Origin of the sequence: Nocardia yamanashiensis (assembly GCF_021183565.1) — a bacterium.
GTDB lineage: Bacteria > Actinomycetota > Actinomycetes > Mycobacteriales > Mycobacteriaceae > Nocardia > Nocardia yamanashiensis.
Map to the genome: position 1 here is coordinate 4,123,323 of NZ_CP089226.1, position 17,111 is coordinate 4,140,433.

Below are 17,111 nucleotides of genomic sequence, written 5' to 3' on the forward strand. Positions count from 1 at the left end.
ACACGCCGTTAGCGGGCGGATGGCTCAGCTGTGCCAGGCAGATGGTTGCTGAGCATGGTGTTGACGATCGGGGTGTAGTCGGTGGTGCTCTGTGTATCGGGCTTGACGAACAGGTACAGCACGAACGTGGCGATCCACACGGTGAGCAGGATCGCCGTGGACTTACGTGTTTTCACTGAGACCCTCCCGGCGTAGTGCAGCGGCGACTCGCACGCGCAGCTCCCGCCCGACTTCGAACTGTTTGCCCGGCAGTGTCCGGGCCACCATCTTGATGTTCATCTGGTTGACGGTGAGATCTTCGACACCCATCACGGTGGGTTCGTCGAGCAGCAGCGTCTTCAACTTGCGATCGGCGAAGGCTTTGGCGCCCACGTCGTGCAGGACTTCGTTGACCTTGTTGATATCGGCGGTCGCGGGGACGGGCACGTCGATTGCCGCACGCGCCCAATCCTTCGACAGATTGGTCACTTTCACGATCTGGCCGTTCGGTACGGTGATCACTTCGCCGTCGGCGCTGCGCAAGGTCGTGATGCGCAACGTGACGTCCTCGACCGTACCCTCCGCGTCCTGAGCCGATCCAGTGACGGCGATGCGCACCACATCGCCGTAGCCGTACTGCCTTTCGGTGATCAGGAAGAATCCGGCGAGCAGATCCTGCACGATGCGCTGGGCGCCGAAACCGAGCGCGGCACCGAGCACCGCGGCGGGCGCGACCAGACCGGTCAGCTGGAATCCCAAGCGCTGCAAGACTTCCAGACCGACCAGGAAGTACACGATGGACAGCACCACCCAGGTGACGACCTGGGCCAGCGCGTGCCGATGCTTGGCCGCCTCCGACCGCACCAGCGAATCGCTGGAGCGGAAGGTGGCGTCGATCTTGCGCGTGATCCGGTCGCGCACAAAGGTTGCCGCGCGGCTGAACAGCATCGCGCCGACGATCAACAGGACGATCTCGAGTCCGCTGGACCGGACCCAATTACCTAGATCGGCTCCGGTGCCGGCGGCGAGAATCGAACTCATAAAGCGTTACCCCTGGGTTGTCTGCTGCTCCCGCATACGCCAGCGGATGCCGCTCTCGATGAAAGCATCGAGATCGCCGTCGAGCACGGCGGTGGGGTTGTTGACCTCGTAGGCGGTACGCAGATCCTTGACCATCTGGTAGGGATGCAAGACGTACGAACGCATCTGGTTGCCCCAGCTCGCGCCCTCGTTGGTCTTGAGCGCGTCCATCTGGGCGCGCTCCTCCTGCCGCTTGCGCTCGAGTAGCTTGGCCTGCAGCACCCGCATGGCCGAAATCTTGTTCTGCAGCTGCGATTTCTCGTTCTGACAGGTGACGACGATGCCGGTCGGAATGTGGGTCAGGCGGACCGCCGAGTCGGTGGTGTTGACGGACTGACCGCCCGGGCCCGACGAGCGGTACACGTCGACGCGGACTTCGTTCTCGTTGATGTCGATGTGGTCGGTGGTCTCGACCACGGGCAGCACCTCGACCTCGGCGAAGGAGGTCTGGCGGCGGCCCTGGTTGTCGAACGGGCTGATGCGCACCAGCCGGTGCGTGCCCATCTCGACCGAGAGGGTGCCGTAGGCGTACGGCACCTTGACGGCGAAGGTGGCGGATTTGATGCCCGCCTCTTCGGCGTAGGAGGTGTCGTAGATCTCGACCGGGTACTTGTGGCGTTCGGCCCAGCGCACGTACATGCGCATGAGCATCTGAGCCCAGTCGGCGGCGTCCACGCCGCCCGCGCCGGAGCGGATGTTGACGAGCGCTTCACGCTTGTCGTACTCGCCCGCGAGCAGGGTGCGGACCTCGACGGCTTCGATGTCGGCGTGCAGCGAAGAACGCTCGGCATCGGCGTCGGCGAGGGCTTGCGTGCGCGCGTCGCCTTCTTCATCCTCGGCCAATTCGTACAGCACCGGCAGGTCCTCGAGACGCTGCCGGAGATCCCGCACGCGGCGCAGCTCCGCTTGCGCGTGCGAGAGCTCGCTGGTCACTTTCTGAGCGTGTTCCTGGTCGTTCCACAGCTCTGGGTCCGCGGCCTGGTGCTCGAGCTCGTCGATACGACGAGCCAGCTCGTCGATGTCGAGCACGGACTCGACAGTCTTCAGAGTCGTGTCGAGTTCAGCCAGGTCAGCAGAGACGTCAGGATGCACGGTGTTCAAGATTACCCCGCCTCTCCGGGACTTCAGCGCGCGGCAAAGTGCTCCCCCGCCTCCCCGAAACTTCAGCGCCCGGCCGAGTGCCGTCTCCCGTCGTCGACGCGTGCCGGCGGTTGAGAGCCGAACCGGTCCCGGCCGTCCCCGGGGAGTTACCCCGATTCTCACCAAATCCCTGGTCCCGAATTCAACCGGCGACGGCGCGCAGTCCGCCGGGACGGCGACCGACTAGTCGGTCCAAGGCCACGGCGGTTGCATCGTCGGCCGGGAGGTAGATCATGACGAACTGGTCGTCATCGGCCGAGAGTTCGAGGGTCTCGTACGCCAGGCGCAAAGGTCCCGCCTCGGGATGGGTGAGCCGCCCGACCCCATTGGTATCGGGCAGGCCCGGAATCGTCTCCATGCGATGGGTGAACTCCTGGCCGACCAGCACGGTCAGTTCGTCGATGAGTTCGCGCACCTGCGGATCGGCGCGGCCCGGCCCCTGCTTCAGGGTCGCGACCACCTTGTCCGCCTTGTGTTCCCAATCGGGGTAGGCGTCGCGCGCCCGCGGATCGGTCAGTACGTAGCGGGCGTAATTGCCCGGCAGGCCATTGTCGAGCAGTCCGATCGGACCGAAGAGCCGCTCGTAACCCGCTGTGCAGACCAGGATTTCGCTGAGCCGGTTCATGAGCGCGGCGGGCGCGGGCTCCAACTGCTCGAGGATCGCCCGCACCGCCGGGCGCACCATACGGTTCGGACCTTGGCCGCCAAGGCAATTGAAGCTGGGATCGGAGGCCTTGCCCAGGCGGAGCAGATGCACGCGCTGAGCGGGCGTCAGCAGCAAGGCGTCGGCGAGGGCGGAGAGCACCTGCGGCGACGGATTGCGGTCACGGCCCTGTTCCAGGCGGGTCAGATATTCGATGCTGACGCCGGCCAGGGTGGCCAATTCCGAACGACGCAAGCCGGGCGTGCGGCGGCGCGCTCCGGCGGACAGCCCGACCTCGGCGGGCCTGACCGCTTCCCGGCCCAATCTCAGGAAGAGTCCCAGCTCGTTGTCGCTCACCATTCGAAGGTAACAAGCCCGGGCAGGCGAAATCAGGGCCGAGGGTATCCCTGTCACTACCACCCTCGAGATGGTCTCCCTCCGTTTCTTCCGGCGCGGCAACGTAGTTCCCGAGCGGCCGGCGGGGCCGCGGTGCACTCTCGAAGGAGCAGTCCCATGAGCAACACTCTTCGTCTCGCGGTGGTCATCGGCAGCGTCCGGGAAGGGCGGTTCGGTCCGGTGGTGGCGAACTGGGCGGCCGAACAGGCCCGCAAGTACGGCGAATTCGACGTCGACGTCATCGATCTGGCCGACTACCCGCTGCCGCACGCGCTGCCCGCGGTGTCGCCGCTGATGGAGCCGAATCCGGTGCGCCCGGCCGGCACCGAGGAGCTTTCGGAGCGCCTGGCGGCGGCCGACGCCTTCATCGTCGTCACCCCGGATATCAACCGGAGTTACCCGGCATCGCTGAAGACGGCTATCGACTGGCACTTCACCCAGTGGAATCACAAGGCCATCGGTTTCGTCGGATACGGCGGCGGCAGCGGCGGCATCCTGGCGATGGAGCATCTGCGGCAGGTGTTCGGCGAGCTGCACGCGCACACCGTGCAGGGGTACGTGGCGTTCCCCCGGTATTTCCTGCTATTCGACCAGGACGGGCAGCCGATCGAGCCGACCGGTCCGGAGGCCGCGGCGCGCGGCATGCTCGAGCAGCTGCACTGGTGGGCGGGCGCCCTCGCGGCCGCCCGTAAGCAGGCCGTTCCCGCCTGAGAAGGCGCGGGATGCCCGGAGTTCGCTGCCGTCACGCAATGTTCACTGACAGGCACTAACGTGTCGGCGGTGAGCGCCTACTCCGAAGATCTCGAACTCGCCCTGCGGCTGGCCGACGCCGCCGACGCCATCACCCGCGACCGGTTCGGCGCGCTCGACCTGAAGATCGACTCCAAGCCGGATCTGACCCCGGTCTCGGATGCCGATCTGGCGGTGGAGCGGGAGATCCGGGACATCCTGAAGTCGGAGCGCCCCGGCGACCTGGTGCTGGGCGAGGAATTCGGCGGCGATGCCGAATTCACCGGCCGCCAGTGGGTGATCGATCCGATCGACGGCACCAAGAACTTCGTGCGCGGCGTGCCGGTCTGGGCCTCGCTCATCTCGCTGCTGGAGGACGGCGTGCCGGTGGTGGGCGTGGTGAGCGCCCCGGCACTGTCGCGGCGCTGGTGGGCGGCGGCTGGCGCGGGCGCCTTCACCAGCTTCGAAAAGGGTGCGGCCAAACCGATTTCGGTCTCGGCGGTGGCGGAGCTGGGCGCGGCCAGCCTGGCCATCTCCAGCCTGTCCGGCTGGCGGGCCATCGGGCGGCGGGAGAAGCTCCTCGTCCTGACCGACGAGGTGTGGCGGGTGCGCGGCTACGGCGACTTCTTCGGCTACACGCTGCTGGCCGAGGGCGCGGTGGACATCACCACCGAACCCGAACTGTCGCTGTGGGATATGGCCGCGCTCGACATTCTGATCCGCGAGGCCGGCGGTACCTTCACCTCCCTGGACGGCGTGCCCGGGCCGCACGGCGGCAGCGCGGTGGCCACCAATTCCCGTTTGCAGGACCAGGTGCTGGCGGCATTGTCCGCCTGATCCACCGGCCTGCCGGTCCGAGATTCCGGTATAACGAGAGAGCACCCCCCGTCGTACACACGGGGGGTGCTCCTTCGTATTCGAGCTCGTTAGGCCGAGCCGGAGCCTCCGCCCGGGCTTCCGATGAGAACACCGACGAGACCACTGAGCAGACTGGTTACCACAGAGACGAGTCCTGACAACATGAGCAATCCTCCTTTCGCCTCGTCGAAAAACGTAGTGGCCCTTGACAGTTGCCGTAACCGTTACGAAATAACCGCATGGAAGTCCTGTTATACAAACTTCACCATGTTGCGAATCACTGTGGAGGACAGCACTTTTGACATGTCATCCTATGAATCCGAGCGTGCACCGTGGCTATCCCAGTCGTCGCAGTCCAGGCCACAATTCAGCCCATGAATCCTTCGGCTGGCTACATAGATACACCGGCGCGTCGTGCTCGTCGGCGTGTATGTCGAACTCATTACGTAGGTGAACGACTAGTTTAAAATCCTTGCAGAACAGTGTGATTCGAGGCTCGTCCATGCCCACCACGAGCACCGGCCGGTTATCCACCGGCGGGCCCCACCACCAGTAGGAGTTGTGCGGGCTGCGCGGTGCAGGCAGACGATATTCGGAGCCGAAGCGCTCCACGGCGCCCGCTTCTCCGTAATTGGCCGTGAGGATTTCAGCGCCGGGGGCGACGCTGGCGCGGGCGTCGGCGAGCTGGCGAACGTACTGCGGCCAGCCGATGGTCTCCCCCGCGTCGTAATTGACGTCGAGCACCGGGGAGCCGGCCAGCGCGGTTTCCGGGAGCACCGGCAGGAAGAGCACCGCGCAGGCCACGGCATTGACCGTGATCACGGAACCCAGTGCGGCGATTCGGATTCGATGTCCCGCCAACCCCGTTTCGAGGCCGGTCGCGGCGGCGGCGAGCAGCAAGGGATACATGCCGCCGAGGTAGTACGCCTTACCGCCGGTGAGCAGGTAGACGGTGAACAGCAGCAGGTAGGCGAGGGTGAAGCCGCGATAGTCACGCCGCCGCCACAGCCACCACAGTCCGAATATCCACAGCGGCACCAGCAATGGACCCATCAGGCCGAACTGCAGCAGGACGAACTCGGCACGGGAACTCGAGGTGCCCGAGGATCCGCCCGCGATGGCGCGGCTCAATTCCCATTGCGGCCAGCCGTTTCGCGCCTGCCACACCAGATAGGGCAGCGCGATCAGCGTCATCAGGCCGACTGCCAGGGGAAAGTATCTGGTGGCGAATATCTTCCGCGGTCCGATCAGCACGAAGGCCAAGGCCAGCAACAGCAATGGGATCGCGGTGAGCGCCTTGATCTGCAAACCGAGTCCCGCCAATGCCCCGATGGCCAGCCACCAGCGCCGATCGGTTTCCGGGCGCAGCAGCCGCAGTACCAGCAGCACGATCAGCGAGAGCACCGCCAGATCGAAAATCGTTGTGCCGAGCAGATGCCCGGCCCCCATCAGCAGAGCGGCCGAGGCCACCGCCGCGGCGGCGAGGGTCCGCGCGAGCCGACCGCCCCCGAATTCGCGTGCCAGCCAGCCGGCGCACAGCACGACCAGTACGGCCGCCGCGATCGCCGGGAGGCGCAGGAGCGTCAAGGAATCCGCGTCCAGGAACGACATGGCGCGGGCGAGCAGCGGAACCACGGGCGGCTGATCCGGATAACCCCAGTCGAGGCGCCGTCCAGCGGCCAGAAAGTACAGCTCGTCGCGGTGATAGCCGTAGCGATCCGCGTAGACCAGCAGGAGAACCGCGAAACTTCCGCCCACCCAGTACATTCCGTCAGCCTGCCGGTTCGCGGTGAACGCCGGGTGCTGCGGCCCCGGCGCGAGGGTGCCCGAGGGCGTCAGCGCGGGGAGACGGAGCCCGAGCCGAGGTAGTAGCGGACCGAGCCGAATTCGAGGTAGGGGCCGCCGGGGGCGGCCGAGCCCACGCCTACCGAGCCGAGGCTGATGGTGGTGTCGGCGGCGGGGCTGCCGTTGGAGCCGAGTTCGATGCCGGCGACCGGTTCCAGCGGGAGGCCGGTGGCGGGTGCGGCGGTGGCGACGGGCATACCGAGCAGGGTGAGGGCCGCGAAGCCGCCGACGCCGATGACTGTCTTCTTCATATGTGCAAGACCTTCGAAAGTGGGGGATGGTGCGCCTGCACGGTAGCCCAGTTCCGGCTCATCTGAATGGAGTTTGTTTCACTATCTCCGAAACGTGGGAAAACCACCGCCTCGACCTGCCGATTCGACAACGCTCGACGGTTCTTCTTACTCTGGAGTAAGATAGTCTTACTCTGGAGTAAGATTGCTGGGCAGGATCACCCTCCACACTCAAGAAAACTGGTGATGATGAGCACTCGAGACACCGCAACGAAGCGGGATACCTCCGCCGTCGGCCTCAACCCGGTCAAGCGCGACTGGATGGGCACGGCCATGCGGGTCATGACGACCATTACCGGGTCGCCGCTCGCGGAGAAGTACAACCTGCGCAAGCCGATCGAACGGCTGACCTACGAAGGCACCAAGACCGGCTTCCGCACCCTCGGCGCGGCCACCCGGGCCTTCGAGAAGGTCTCCGGCGGCGGCGCCCCGAAGCGGCTGCCGGCCAACGAGTCTCGCAAGAAGGACTACTTCGACCTGACCCCGTCCGACGAGCAGCAGATGATCGTCGAGACGGTGCGCGAGTTCGCCGCCGAGATCCTGCGCCCGGCCGCCTACGACGCGGACAATGCCGCCAAGGCGCCGCGCGATCTGCTGGAGCGGGCCGCCGAGCTCGGCATCACCCTGATCAATGTGCCCGAGGAACTGGACGGCGCGGCCTCCGAGCGCGGCGCGGTCACCAATTCGCTGGTGGCCGAGGCCCTCGCGCACGGTGACATGGGTCTGGCGCTGCCGATCCTGGCGCCCTCGGGTGTGGCCGTCGCGCTGTCGCAGTGGGGCACCGACGCGCAGCAGAAGACCTACCTGGGCGCCTTCACCGGTGAGAACGTGCCGCAGTCCTCGGTCGTCATCTCCGAGCCGGGCGCGCTGTTCGATCCGTTCGCGCTGAAGACCAAGGCCACCCGCTCCCCCAGCGGTTTCCGCCTCAATGGCGTGAAGAGCCTGGTGCCAGCCGCGGGTGACGCCGAACTGTTCGTCGTCGCCGCCGAGCTGGACGGCCGCCCCGCGTTCTTCGTGGTCGAGGCCGACACCGAAGGCGTGGTGATCGAAGCCGATCCGTCGATGGGTCTGCGCGCCGCCGGCCTGGGTCGCCTGCTGCTCAACAATGTCGCCGTGCCGGCCAACGCCATCCTGGGCGAGGCCGAGGTCGCGCAGCGCACCGAGGATTACGCCGACGCCGTGCGCCTGGCCCGCCTGGGCTGGTCGTCGCTGGCCATCGGCACCGGGCAGGCCGTGCTCGACTACGTGATCCCCTACGTGAAGGAGCGCGAGGCGTTCGGCGAGCCGATCGCGCACCGTCAGGCGGTCGCGTTCATGGTCGCCAATATGGCCATCGAGCTCGACGGTCTCCGGCTCGTGACCCTGCGGGGTGCGTCACGCGCGGAGCAGGGCCTGTCGTTCGCTCGCGAGGCCGCGCTGGCCAAGAAGCTGGCCACCGACAAGGGCATGCAGATCGGCCTGGACGGCGTGCAGCTGCTGGGCGGCCACGGCTTCACCAAGGAGCACCCGGTCGAGCGCTGGTACCGCGACCTTCGTGCCGTCGGCGTTGCCGAAGGCGTCGTCCTCATCTAGCCCCGACTTCTCAACGGAGAGACCATCATGATCAATCTCGAACTCCCCAAGAAGCTGCGGGCCAGCGCCAACCAGGCCCACCAGGTTGCCGCCGAGATCTTCCGCCCGGCTTCGCGCAAGTACGACCTGGCCGAGCACGAGTACCCGGTCGAGCTGGACACCATGGCCGCCATGGTGGAGGGCCTCTCCGACTCCGGCACCGAGCAGATCTCCGGCGCCACCGGCGGTCGTTCGGTCGACGGCGAGAAGGACGCGCACGCCACCGAGCTGCTGGGTAACACCAACGGCGGCAATATGTCCGCGCTGATGAACGCGCTCGAGACCTCCTGGGGCGACGTCGGCCTGATGCTGTCGATCCCCTACCAGGGTCTCGGCAATGCCGCCATCGCCGCGGTCGCCACCGACGAGCAGCTCTCGCGCTTCGGCAAGGTGTGGGCCGCCATGGCCATCACCGAACCGTCCTTCGGTTCCGACTCGGCCGCCGTCACCACCACCGCCACCCTCGACGGTGACGAGTGGGTGCTCAACGGCACCAAGATCTTCGTGACCGCGGGTTCGCGCGCCACCCACATCGTGGTGTGGGCTTCGGTGGACCGGTCCCTGGGCCGCGCCGCCATCAAGTCCTTCGTGGTGCCGCGGGATGCCAAGGGCCTCACCGTGTCCCGCCTCGAGCACAAGCTCGGCATCAAGGCATCCGACACCGCCGAGATCCGTTTCGAGGACTGCCGCATTCCCAAGGACAACATCCTGGGTTCGCCGGAAGTCAACGTGGAGAAGGGTTTCGCGGGCGTCATGCAGACGTTCGACAACACCCGTCCCCTGGTGGCCGCCATGGCCGTCGGCGTCGGCCGCGCCGCCCTCGAGGAACTCCGCAAGGTCCTCGAGGAGGCGGGCGTCGAGATCTCCTACGACAAGCCCGCCAACAACCAGCACGCCGCCGCCGCGGAATTCCTCCGCATGGAAGCCGACTACGAGGCCGCCTACCTGCTGTCGCTGCGCGCCGCCTGGATGGCCGACAACAAGAAGCCGAACTCCTTGGAAGCCTCCATGTCCAAGGCCAAGGCCGGCCGCATGGGCACCGACGTCACCCTCAAGGCCGTCGAACTGGCCGGCACCACCGGCTACTCCCAGCGCACCCTCCTGGAGAAGTGGAGCCGCGACTCGAAGATCCTGGACATCTTCGAAGGCACCCAGCAGATCCAGCAGCTCATCGTCGCCCGCCGCGTCCTCGGCCTGGGCTCCGACAAGCTGAAGTAAGTTCTGTACCACCGAGAAAACCGGTGCGGCCCGCGGTGGCCGCACCGGTTTTCTCTTGCTCCCGCCCGGTTGGAGCAGGAAGTCGGGTACATACGGGCATCGACCCTGGAAGTGGTGGCGGTCTTCGGGTTGCGGGGGCGCTTAGGATCGGATGGGTGAAGGTGCTGGGAGCTTGCCCGCTGGATTGCCCGGATGGATGTTCGTGGGTGGTGGACGTCGAGGATGGCGTGGCGGTGGGGTTGAGGGGGAACAAGGCGCATCCGATTACGCGGGGGGCGCTTTGTGTGAAGGTGAACCGGTATCTGGAGCAGTTGAACTCCGGGGAGCGGATCACCTATCCGATGCGGCGGGTGGGGGCCAAGGGGGAGGGGAAGTTCGAGCGGATCAGCTGGGACGAGGCGCTGACGGAGATCGCGGGGCGGTTGACGGGGATTGTCGAGGAGCACGGGGCGGAGGCGATCTGGCCGTTTCACGGGACCGGGAGCCTGGGGTATATCCAAGGGCTGGAGGGGTTTTCGGGGCGGCGGTTCTTCAATGCGCTGGGGGCCTCGCTGCATGATCCGACCATCTGCTCGGTCGCGGGCAGCACGGGCCTGAAGTACACGCTGGGCACCTCCGGCGGCATGGATCCGGAGGACTTCGCGAAATCGAAGCTGATTCTGGTGTGGGGCACCAATCCGCTCACCTCGGGGCATCACGGGTGGAAGTTCGTGCAGGACAGTGACGCCTACACCGTGGCGATCGATCCGGTGCGGACGCGGACGGCCGAGCGGTGCGACGAGCATCTGGCTCCCCTGCCCGGTACGGATGCCGCGCTGGCGCTGGGGCTCATCCGGATCGTCGTGTCGATGGGCGCGCAGGACGACGCGTTCCTGGCCGAGCACACCGAGGGCTGGGACGAGTTCCGGGAACGGGTGATGGAGTACACGCCCGAGCGGACGGCGGAGATCACCGGGTTGCCGGTGGAGCGGATCGTGGCACTGGGTGAGCGGATCGCCACCACACGGCCGACGTCGATCCGGGTTTCGCAGGGGATTCAGCGGCATGCGGGCGGCGGCATGGCGTTGCGGACGCTGGCCTGCCTGCCGGGCGTGACCGGGGATTGGGCGATTCCCGGTGGCGGCCTGCACTATTCGACGAGCGGGCACTTCAAGTTCAACCTGTCGGAGCTGGCGCGCTATGACCTGCTGCCGAATCCGGTGCGGACGCTGTCCATGACGCGGATGGGCGAGGCACTGCTGGATATCGACGGTCCGCCGGTCAAGGCGTTGTTCGTGATCGCGGCCAATCCGGTGGCCTCCAACCCCGATCAGCGGCGGGTGCGCGAAGGGCTGGCGCGCGAGGACCTGTTCACGGTGGTGCTGGAGCACTTCCCGACCGACACCGTGGATTACGCCGATATCGTGCTGCCCGCCACCATGCAGCCCGAGCATCTCGACGTCATCGCCGCCTACGGCAACCTCTACATGGTGTGGAACGAGCCCGCGGTCACCCCGCCGGGCGAATGCCTCACCACCACCGAGACTTTCCGGCGGCTGGCCCGGACGATGAACCTCACCGAACCGGCGCTGTACGACTCCGATGAGGAATTGGCACAGCAGTTGCTCAAAGGCCACGATATCGACCGCCTGCGCGCGGAAGGCTTCCTGAAGGTCGAACCACAACCGGTTCCGAACGGAAAACTCCAGTTCGTCTCGTGGCGCGCGGAGCAGGCTGGGCACGACCCGCTCGCCGGCTACACCCCGCCCGCGGATCCGGGCGACGGCCTGGTGCTCATCTCCGCGGCCTCGCACTTCTTCCTCAACACCACTTTCGGCGCGAATGCCGAATTGCGCCGCCGCGCAGGCGAACCCACCGTGACCCTGCACCCGGACGATGCCGCCGCCCTGTCCGTCACCGACGGCGCGGCCATCACCGTCGCGAACGACCGCGGCTCGTTCGAAGCCGTCGCCGCGGTCTCGGACGCGGTGCGCCCGGGTGTCGCCGCCACCACGAAGGGCCGCTGGGCGAAGCTGTCCGGCGGCGCGACCGTGAACGCCACCATCGCCGAACGGGATGCGGATTACGGTGGCGGCGCGGTCTTCCACGACAACCGGGTGCGGATCACGCCCCGTTAGGAGAATTCGACATTGACGCGCGCGCCGGGCGGGATGGCGCGCAGTTGGTCGTGGATCTGGCCGAGGATGTTCACGCCCATGGCCATGGCGGTGAGGTCGACATTGCCGGGTTCGAGTTCGCCGCCCAGCGAGGGCGGGTGGGTGAAGTCGTAGATCTCGTCCTCGCCGGGTACCAGGCCGCGGCGGGCGAGTTCTTCGGCGAGTTCGGACATCAGGTATTTGGCTTGTCCGTCAGCGGTATTCAGCTCGGCTTCGAGCTCGTCGAGGGAATCCCAGACGCGTTCGAATTCGCCGTCGATGGTGTTCAGCCACCAGATTCCGTCGTCGGCGCGCAGGAAGACGTCCCCGAACAGCGAGGTGAACAGGGGTGCTTTGCCGTCGAGGCCGATCCAGGCCCAGGTGTCCAGGGCTTCGGCATATTGGTCCGGCGTGAACCATTTGATCAGTTCCACACGGGCACAGTACAACTCAGGGTGCGCCGCGGGTGAGGACAGCGGCCCCGCCGAGCGACCAGCCGCCGTCGACGGGGATGATCGCGCCGTTGATGTAGGAGGCGTGCGGCGAAGCGAGCCAGAGACAGCATCCGGCGATGTCCTCGGTGGTGCCGTAACGGCCCAGCGGAACGGAATCGGCTACGGCACTGGCGAGTTCGGGTGTGGGCGCGAGCCGGGACATGCCTTCGGTATCGGCGATGGGGCCGGGCACCACGGCATTGACCCGGATCCCGGCGGGCCCCCATTCCAGCGCGCAGACCTTGGTGACCATGTCCACCCCGGCTTTGGCGGCGCAGGCGTGCGCCTGGAAGCTCATCGGAATGGTGGATTGCGGGGCCGAGATATTGATGACGGCGGCCCCCGGTTTGCGCAGATGCGGGTGCGCCGCCCGCAGCACGTTGTAGGTGCCCTTGAGATCGATGTCCACCACCGCCGCGAAGGCGCGCGGCGACATGGAGTCCGCGGGCGCGGGAAAGTTCCCCGCAGCCCCCGAGATCAGCACGTCCAGCTCCCCCAGTTCGGCCTGGGTGGTGGTGAGCGCGGAGTCGACGGCGTCGAAATCACGCACGTCGGCGGCGAAACCCAGTGCGGTGATGCCGTATTCGCCGAGGCGATCGACGGCGGTCTTGACCTTGTCGGGGCGGCGGGACAGCACCGCCACGGAGGCGCCCGCACGGGCGAAGGATTCGGCGATGGCGAAGTTGATGCCGCTGGTGCCACCGGCGACGAAGACGGTCCGGCCGGAATAGTCGAAAAGGTCGTCCATTCAATGATTCTGCGGCGGCGCGGACGACCGGGAGTGCGAATCGTATCGATCAGCTGACCAGGAAAAGCTGCTTCAAGATCAAGCGGCAGCGAACCGCACCGCCAGCTGGGTCCGGCTGGTGCACGAGGTCTCGGCGAGCACCCGGCTCAGATGCTTCTTGACGGTATCCACACCGATGAACAACCGCTCCGCGATCTGCCGATTGGTGAGCCCGTGCGCGGCCAGGTCCGCCACTTCCCATTCCCGCGGCGTGAGCTGCCAATTCGATTGCGCGGCACGGCGTTCCCGATCCCGGTCCAGCTGCTCGATCACCAGCGGCGTCAGATGCCGGCGCAGCGCGTGCAGCAGCGCCAGATCGCGTTCGGGCACCGCGGGCCGATCGCAGACCGCCATGCCGACCGCGAACACCCCGGACGCGCCGCCGTCCACCAGCATGGCCGCCTTGTCGGTGATCCCGTTGGGTCGCAGGAAATCCGCGACGAACACCGAATCCTGCACCAGCTCGCCCAGCCGGACCACCCCGCGCGCGAGCAGCACCTCGGCGAACCGATCGCTGCGGAAGGGATCGTAAGGGGCCCAGCGCTCCTCGTACTCGGCGATGAACTCCGGGGTGTACCCGCCCCGCACCCCGCAGCCCTCGCTGATCGCCTCGGCGAGCGAAGCGCCGTGCATGACCGCCACCCCGGTGAAACCGAACCAGCTCTGCAGCGCACGGACCAGCAGCTCCCGGAATTCGGGCAGGTCACCGGCGCGGTCCACGGATTCCAGCACGCCGACCAGCCGCCGGTAGTCCTCGGCGGAGAGGGATTCCCCCGCCGGCAGCGGGCGGGGTCGGCGAATCGGGTCGGTCAGCGCTCCGGTCACGCAGTCAATATTCCACCTTTGGGCCATACCCGGCGACGGCTGTGCCGGGCAGTCTTACTACCAGCACCCGGGCATACCGCCCGGGCCGGGGCAAGGCCAGGAAGAGAGACAGACATGAGTGCAGCATCCACCCCGCGCCGCTGGCTGATCACCGGAGCCAACTCCGGGTTCGGGGCCGCGTTCACCCGGGCGGCGCTGGCCGCCGGCGACGAGGTCGTGGCGGCGGTGCGACGGCCGGAGAGCATGGCGGAAATCGTTGCCGCGCAACCGGATCGGGTTCAGGTGGTGGCCCTGGATGTGAAGGATCCGGCCGCTGCCGAGCGGGCGGTGAAGGAGGCCGGGCGCATCGACGTGCTGGTGAACAATGCCGGTTTCGGCATTGTCGGCGCGATCGAGGAGACCAGCGACGCCGATCTGCGCGATGCCATGGAGGTCATGTTCCACGGTCCGCTGCGGCTCACCCGGCTGGTGCTGCCGCAGATGCGGGAGCGGCGGTCCGGGGCGATCGTGCAGGTGTCGAGCATGGGCGGCTTCATGTCGTTCGCGGGCGTCGGGGTCTACAGCGCGGCCAAGGGCGCGCTCGAATTGGCCAGTGAGGCTTTGGCCGCCGAGGTGAAACCGCTGGGCATCCAGGTGCTGATCGTGGAGCCCGGGGCTTTCCGGACCGGGTTCGCCAAGCCCGCCGCGCTGACCATCAGCTCCGAGATCGCGGATTACGCGGAGACCGTTGGCGCGATCCGCGATGGCCTGCCCGCCTCCGATCAGCAGCAGGAGGGCGATCCGGACAAGGCCGCCGCGGCGGTGGTGGCGACGGTCGGGCAACCGGACGCGCCGCTGCGCCTGGCGCTGGGACCCGATGCGGTGCAGGCGATCCGGGGCAAGCTGGCCGCCGTCGCCGCCGATCTGGACGCCACCGCGCACCTGGGCCTGACGACCGGGCGCTGAGCGCACGCCGGAAAAACGCCGGCGGCCCGGCGGTGTGCTTACCGCCGGGCCGCCGGATTCCGCGTTTAGGCGCTACCGGCGCTCGCCATGAACATGGCGGACAGCACGTCGGCGAAAACGGAGAGAATTTCCATGCGTAAGACCTCAATCTGATTCGAGTAGGGCGAAGGCAGCTTCGGTCACCCAGATGGCCGGGGCGTGACGCGAAGGTGAAGACCGAGGGTCCACTCGCACACAACCGGCGAATGTCCGGTGTGACCGAATTTGTGTAACAGCGATCACAGTGCGCTGCTACCGTGGCGACAACCCGCCTCCGGCCCCGGGCGGCGGAGTTCATGCACGGAGGTGGGCTGGGATGGCCTCGGTTCTGGAAGCGGCGCAGCAGCGATTGACGCATATCGGCGAGGCCGTCAAGGGTTTACAACGCCTGCGCGAGCGCGGGCTGACCGATCTGCGCGCCCCCGGCGAGACCCTGCGAACCGCCATGGAGGCAAGGGTTTTCGGCCCGCCCGCCACCATCGTCCGGCATACCGCCCGGGTATCGCCGGACCTGCCCGCGCTGGCCGACGAACGCGGTGAGCTGACTTACCGCGAACTCGACGAGCGCTCCGATGCCCTCGCGCGCGGCCTGCAGCGCATGGGCGTGAAGCCCGGCACGGTGGTCGGCGTGCTGGCTCGCGATCATCGCGGATTGCTCTTGACCATGGTCGCGCTCGGCAAGCTCGGCGCCCGCCTGGCATTGATGAACACCGGTTTCGCCAAGCCGCAGTTCGCGGCGGTGTGCGAGCGCGAGAACGTGAAGGCCGTGCTGCACGACAGCGAATTCCTGGGCCTGCTCGACGCCCTGCCGCCGGAGCTGCCGCGCGTGCTGACCTGGGTGGACGACGGCGTCGAAATCCCGGCTGACGCAACGACTCTGGACCGGCTCATCGAGGCGAACGCCCCGACGCCGCTGCCCGCGCCCAAGAAGCCGGGCGGGTTCATCATTCTCACCAGCGGCACCACCGGCCTGCCCAAGGGCGCGCCGCGCGAACGCACCGGGCCGCTGTCCACCGTGCAGATGATCGACCGCATCGATTTCCCCCGGCAGGGGACCATGGTCATCGTCTCGCCCATCTTCCACAGCACCGGGTTCGGCACCTGGCTGACGGGTGTGGCCTTCGGCAACAAGGTGGTGGTCGCCCGCCGCTTCGATGCCGAGCGCACGCTGCGGCTGATCGCCGAGCACAGGGCGGAGATGCTGGTCGCGGTGCCGACCATGCTGCATCGAATGGTGGAGCTGGACAAGGAGATTCGCGACAAGTACGACACGTCCTCGCTGAAGGCCATCGTGATTGCGGGGTCCGCGCTCTCGCCCGAGCTGAGCGTGCGCACCGCCGAGGTGTTCGGGCCGGTGCTCTACAACCTCTACGGTTCCACCGAATGCGCGGTCGCCACGGTGGCCCGGCCGGAGGAACTGGCGATCGCCCCGGGTACGGCGGGACGCGCGCCGACCACCTGCGAGGTGGCGCTGTTCGACGAGGACGGCCGGCGCATCCGGGCCAAGAACGTGACCGGACGGATCTTCATCCGTTCGGGTTCGCCGTTCAAGGGCTACACCGACGGCCGGCACAAGCAGATCATCGACGGCTATATGTCCAGCGGCGATCTCGGCCATTTCGATGACAACGGGCTGCTGTTCGTGGACGGCCGCGATGACGACATGATCGTCTCGGGCGGTGAGAACGTCTTCCCGCAGGAGGTGGAGAACCTGCTGCTGGAACGCAAGGACGTGTTCGACGCGGCGGTGGTCGGCGTCGACGATGTCGAGTTCGGGAAGCGGCTGCGCGCCTTCGTCATCCCCGAGCCCGGTGCGGAGATCACGGCCGAGGAGATCAAGGCGTACGTGAAGAACAACCTCGCGCGCTACAAGGTCCCGCGCGACGTCTTCTTCATCGACGAACTCCCCCGCAATGCCACCGGCAAACTGCTGCGCCGTGTACTCGTCGAGTACGAGGAGCCGTCCGGCGCGCGGTGACCCCTGCGATCCGCGCCACGACCAGGGGGGTCTATGCGATACCGCTGGTCACAGAGACCTCGGCCACAACTCCGCTGCCTGCGCTTGCTAGTGTTAGCACCGCACTGGATCTCGATGTT

The 17,111-nt window shown here is 67.2% G+C and carries 16 protein-coding genes; 7 read left to right on the plus strand and 9 right to left on the minus strand.

Annotated elements, in window-relative coordinates:
• Positions 1 to 8: 8 nt before the first annotated feature.
• The 4 genes from LTV02_RS19620 to LTV02_RS19635 all read right to left on the minus strand — a co-directional run bounded on the left by LTV02_RS19620 (position 9) and on the right by LTV02_RS19635 (position 3,199).
• Positions 9 to 176 (minus strand): hypothetical protein, encoded by a 168-nt coding sequence (locus tag LTV02_RS19620; RefSeq protein WP_233041336.1) that lies wholly within the window; start codon positions 174 to 176, stop codon positions 9 to 11.
• Positions 163 to 1,020, minus strand: coding sequence for a mechanosensitive ion channel family protein (locus tag LTV02_RS19625; protein ID WP_233041337.1), 858 nt, complete (start codon positions 1,018 to 1,020; stop codon positions 163 to 165). Before LTV02_RS19625 ends, LTV02_RS19620 begins: the two co-directional genes overlap by 14 nt.
• A 6-nt stretch (positions 1,021 to 1,026) precedes the next feature.
• Complete coding sequence (prfB, locus tag LTV02_RS19630) at positions 1,027 to 2,151, minus strand: peptide chain release factor 2 (RefSeq protein ID WP_233041338.1); 1,125 nt, start codon at positions 2,149 to 2,151, stop codon at positions 1,027 to 1,029.
• A 190-nt stretch (positions 2,152 to 2,341) separates the two neighbouring features.
• Positions 2,342 to 3,199, minus strand: a complete 858-nt coding sequence (locus LTV02_RS19635) for a helix-turn-helix domain-containing protein (RefSeq protein WP_233041339.1) — start codon at positions 3,197 to 3,199, stop codon at positions 2,342 to 2,344.
• A gap of 156 nt (positions 3,200 to 3,355) precedes the next feature.
• Between LTV02_RS19635 and LTV02_RS19640 the strand changes: the two genes are divergently transcribed.
• Together LTV02_RS19640 and hisN are read left to right on the plus strand one after the other, a co-directional pair.
• The gene (locus LTV02_RS19640; RefSeq protein ID WP_233041340.1) at positions 3,356 to 3,949 is read left to right on the plus strand and encodes an NADPH-dependent FMN reductase; all 594 of its coding nucleotides are present in this window, start codon (positions 3,356 to 3,358) and stop codon (positions 3,947 to 3,949) included.
• 69 nt (positions 3,950 to 4,018) lie between these two features.
• Positions 4,019 to 4,804, plus strand: a complete 786-nt coding sequence (gene hisN, locus LTV02_RS19645) for a histidinol-phosphatase (RefSeq protein ID WP_067716259.1) — start codon at positions 4,019 to 4,021, stop codon at positions 4,802 to 4,804.
• A gap of 357 nt (positions 4,805 to 5,161) precedes the next feature.
• Here the strand turns inward: hisN and LTV02_RS19650 are convergent, their stop codons facing one another.
• Positions 5,162 to 6,592: a glycosyltransferase family 39 protein gene (locus LTV02_RS19650; RefSeq protein ID WP_233041341.1), complete on the minus strand. Its 1,431-nt coding sequence runs from the start codon at positions 6,590 to 6,592 to the stop codon at positions 5,162 to 5,164.
• Positions 6,593 to 6,660: 68 nt separating this feature from the next.
• The gene (locus LTV02_RS19655; protein ID WP_067715933.1) at positions 6,661 to 6,921 is read right to left on the minus strand and encodes a hypothetical protein; all 261 of its coding nucleotides are present in this window, start codon (positions 6,919 to 6,921) and stop codon (positions 6,661 to 6,663) included.
• 222 nt (positions 6,922 to 7,143) lie between these two features.
• Here LTV02_RS19655 and LTV02_RS19660 point away from each other — a divergent pair, with 222 nt between their 5' ends.
• From LTV02_RS19660 to LTV02_RS19670, 3 genes are all read left to right on the plus strand, one after another.
• Positions 7,144 to 8,532 (plus strand): acyl-CoA dehydrogenase family protein, encoded by a 1,389-nt coding sequence (locus tag LTV02_RS19660; RefSeq protein ID WP_408639378.1) that lies wholly within the window; start codon positions 7,144 to 7,146, stop codon positions 8,530 to 8,532.
• A gap of 27 nt (positions 8,533 to 8,559) precedes the next feature.
• Entirely contained in the window at positions 8,560 to 9,789 is a 1,230-nt protein-coding gene (locus LTV02_RS19665) for an acyl-CoA dehydrogenase family protein (protein WP_067715938.1), read from the plus strand.
• Positions 9,790 to 9,944: 155 nt separating this feature from the next.
• Entirely contained in the window at positions 9,945 to 11,906 is a 1,962-nt protein-coding gene (locus LTV02_RS19670; RefSeq protein WP_233041343.1) for a molybdopterin-containing oxidoreductase family protein, read from the plus strand.
• Here LTV02_RS19670 and LTV02_RS19675 read toward each other — a convergent pair.
• The 3 genes from LTV02_RS19675 to LTV02_RS19685 all read right to left on the minus strand — a co-directional run bounded on the left by LTV02_RS19675 (position 11,903) and on the right by LTV02_RS19685 (position 14,030).
• Positions 11,903 to 12,358, minus strand: a complete 456-nt coding sequence (locus LTV02_RS19675) for a T6SS immunity protein Tdi1 domain-containing protein (protein ID WP_233041344.1) — start codon at positions 12,356 to 12,358, stop codon at positions 11,903 to 11,905. The two genes, LTV02_RS19670 and LTV02_RS19675, sit on opposite strands and share 4 nt — an antisense overlap.
• A 16-nt stretch (positions 12,359 to 12,374) precedes the next feature.
• The gene (locus tag LTV02_RS19680) at positions 12,375 to 13,166 is read right to left on the minus strand and encodes an SDR family oxidoreductase (protein WP_067715959.1); all 792 of its coding nucleotides are present in this window, start codon (positions 13,164 to 13,166) and stop codon (positions 12,375 to 12,377) included.
• Between the two features lie 78 nt (positions 13,167 to 13,244).
• Complete coding sequence (locus LTV02_RS19685; protein WP_233041345.1) at positions 13,245 to 14,030, minus strand: helix-turn-helix transcriptional regulator; 786 nt, start codon at positions 14,028 to 14,030, stop codon at positions 13,245 to 13,247.
• A gap of 114 nt (positions 14,031 to 14,144) precedes the next feature.
• Here LTV02_RS19685 and LTV02_RS19690 point away from each other — a divergent pair, with 114 nt between their 5' ends.
• A complete protein-coding gene (locus LTV02_RS19690) occupies positions 14,145 to 14,975 on the plus strand; it encodes an SDR family NAD(P)-dependent oxidoreductase (RefSeq protein WP_233041346.1) in 831 nt (276 codons plus the stop codon).
• Positions 14,976 to 15,330: 355 nt separating this feature from the next.
• Positions 15,331 to 16,992, plus strand: coding sequence for an acyl-CoA synthetase (locus LTV02_RS19695; protein ID WP_233041347.1), 1,662 nt, complete (start codon positions 15,331 to 15,333; stop codon positions 16,990 to 16,992).
• Positions 16,993 to 17,111 lie beyond the last annotated feature (119 nt).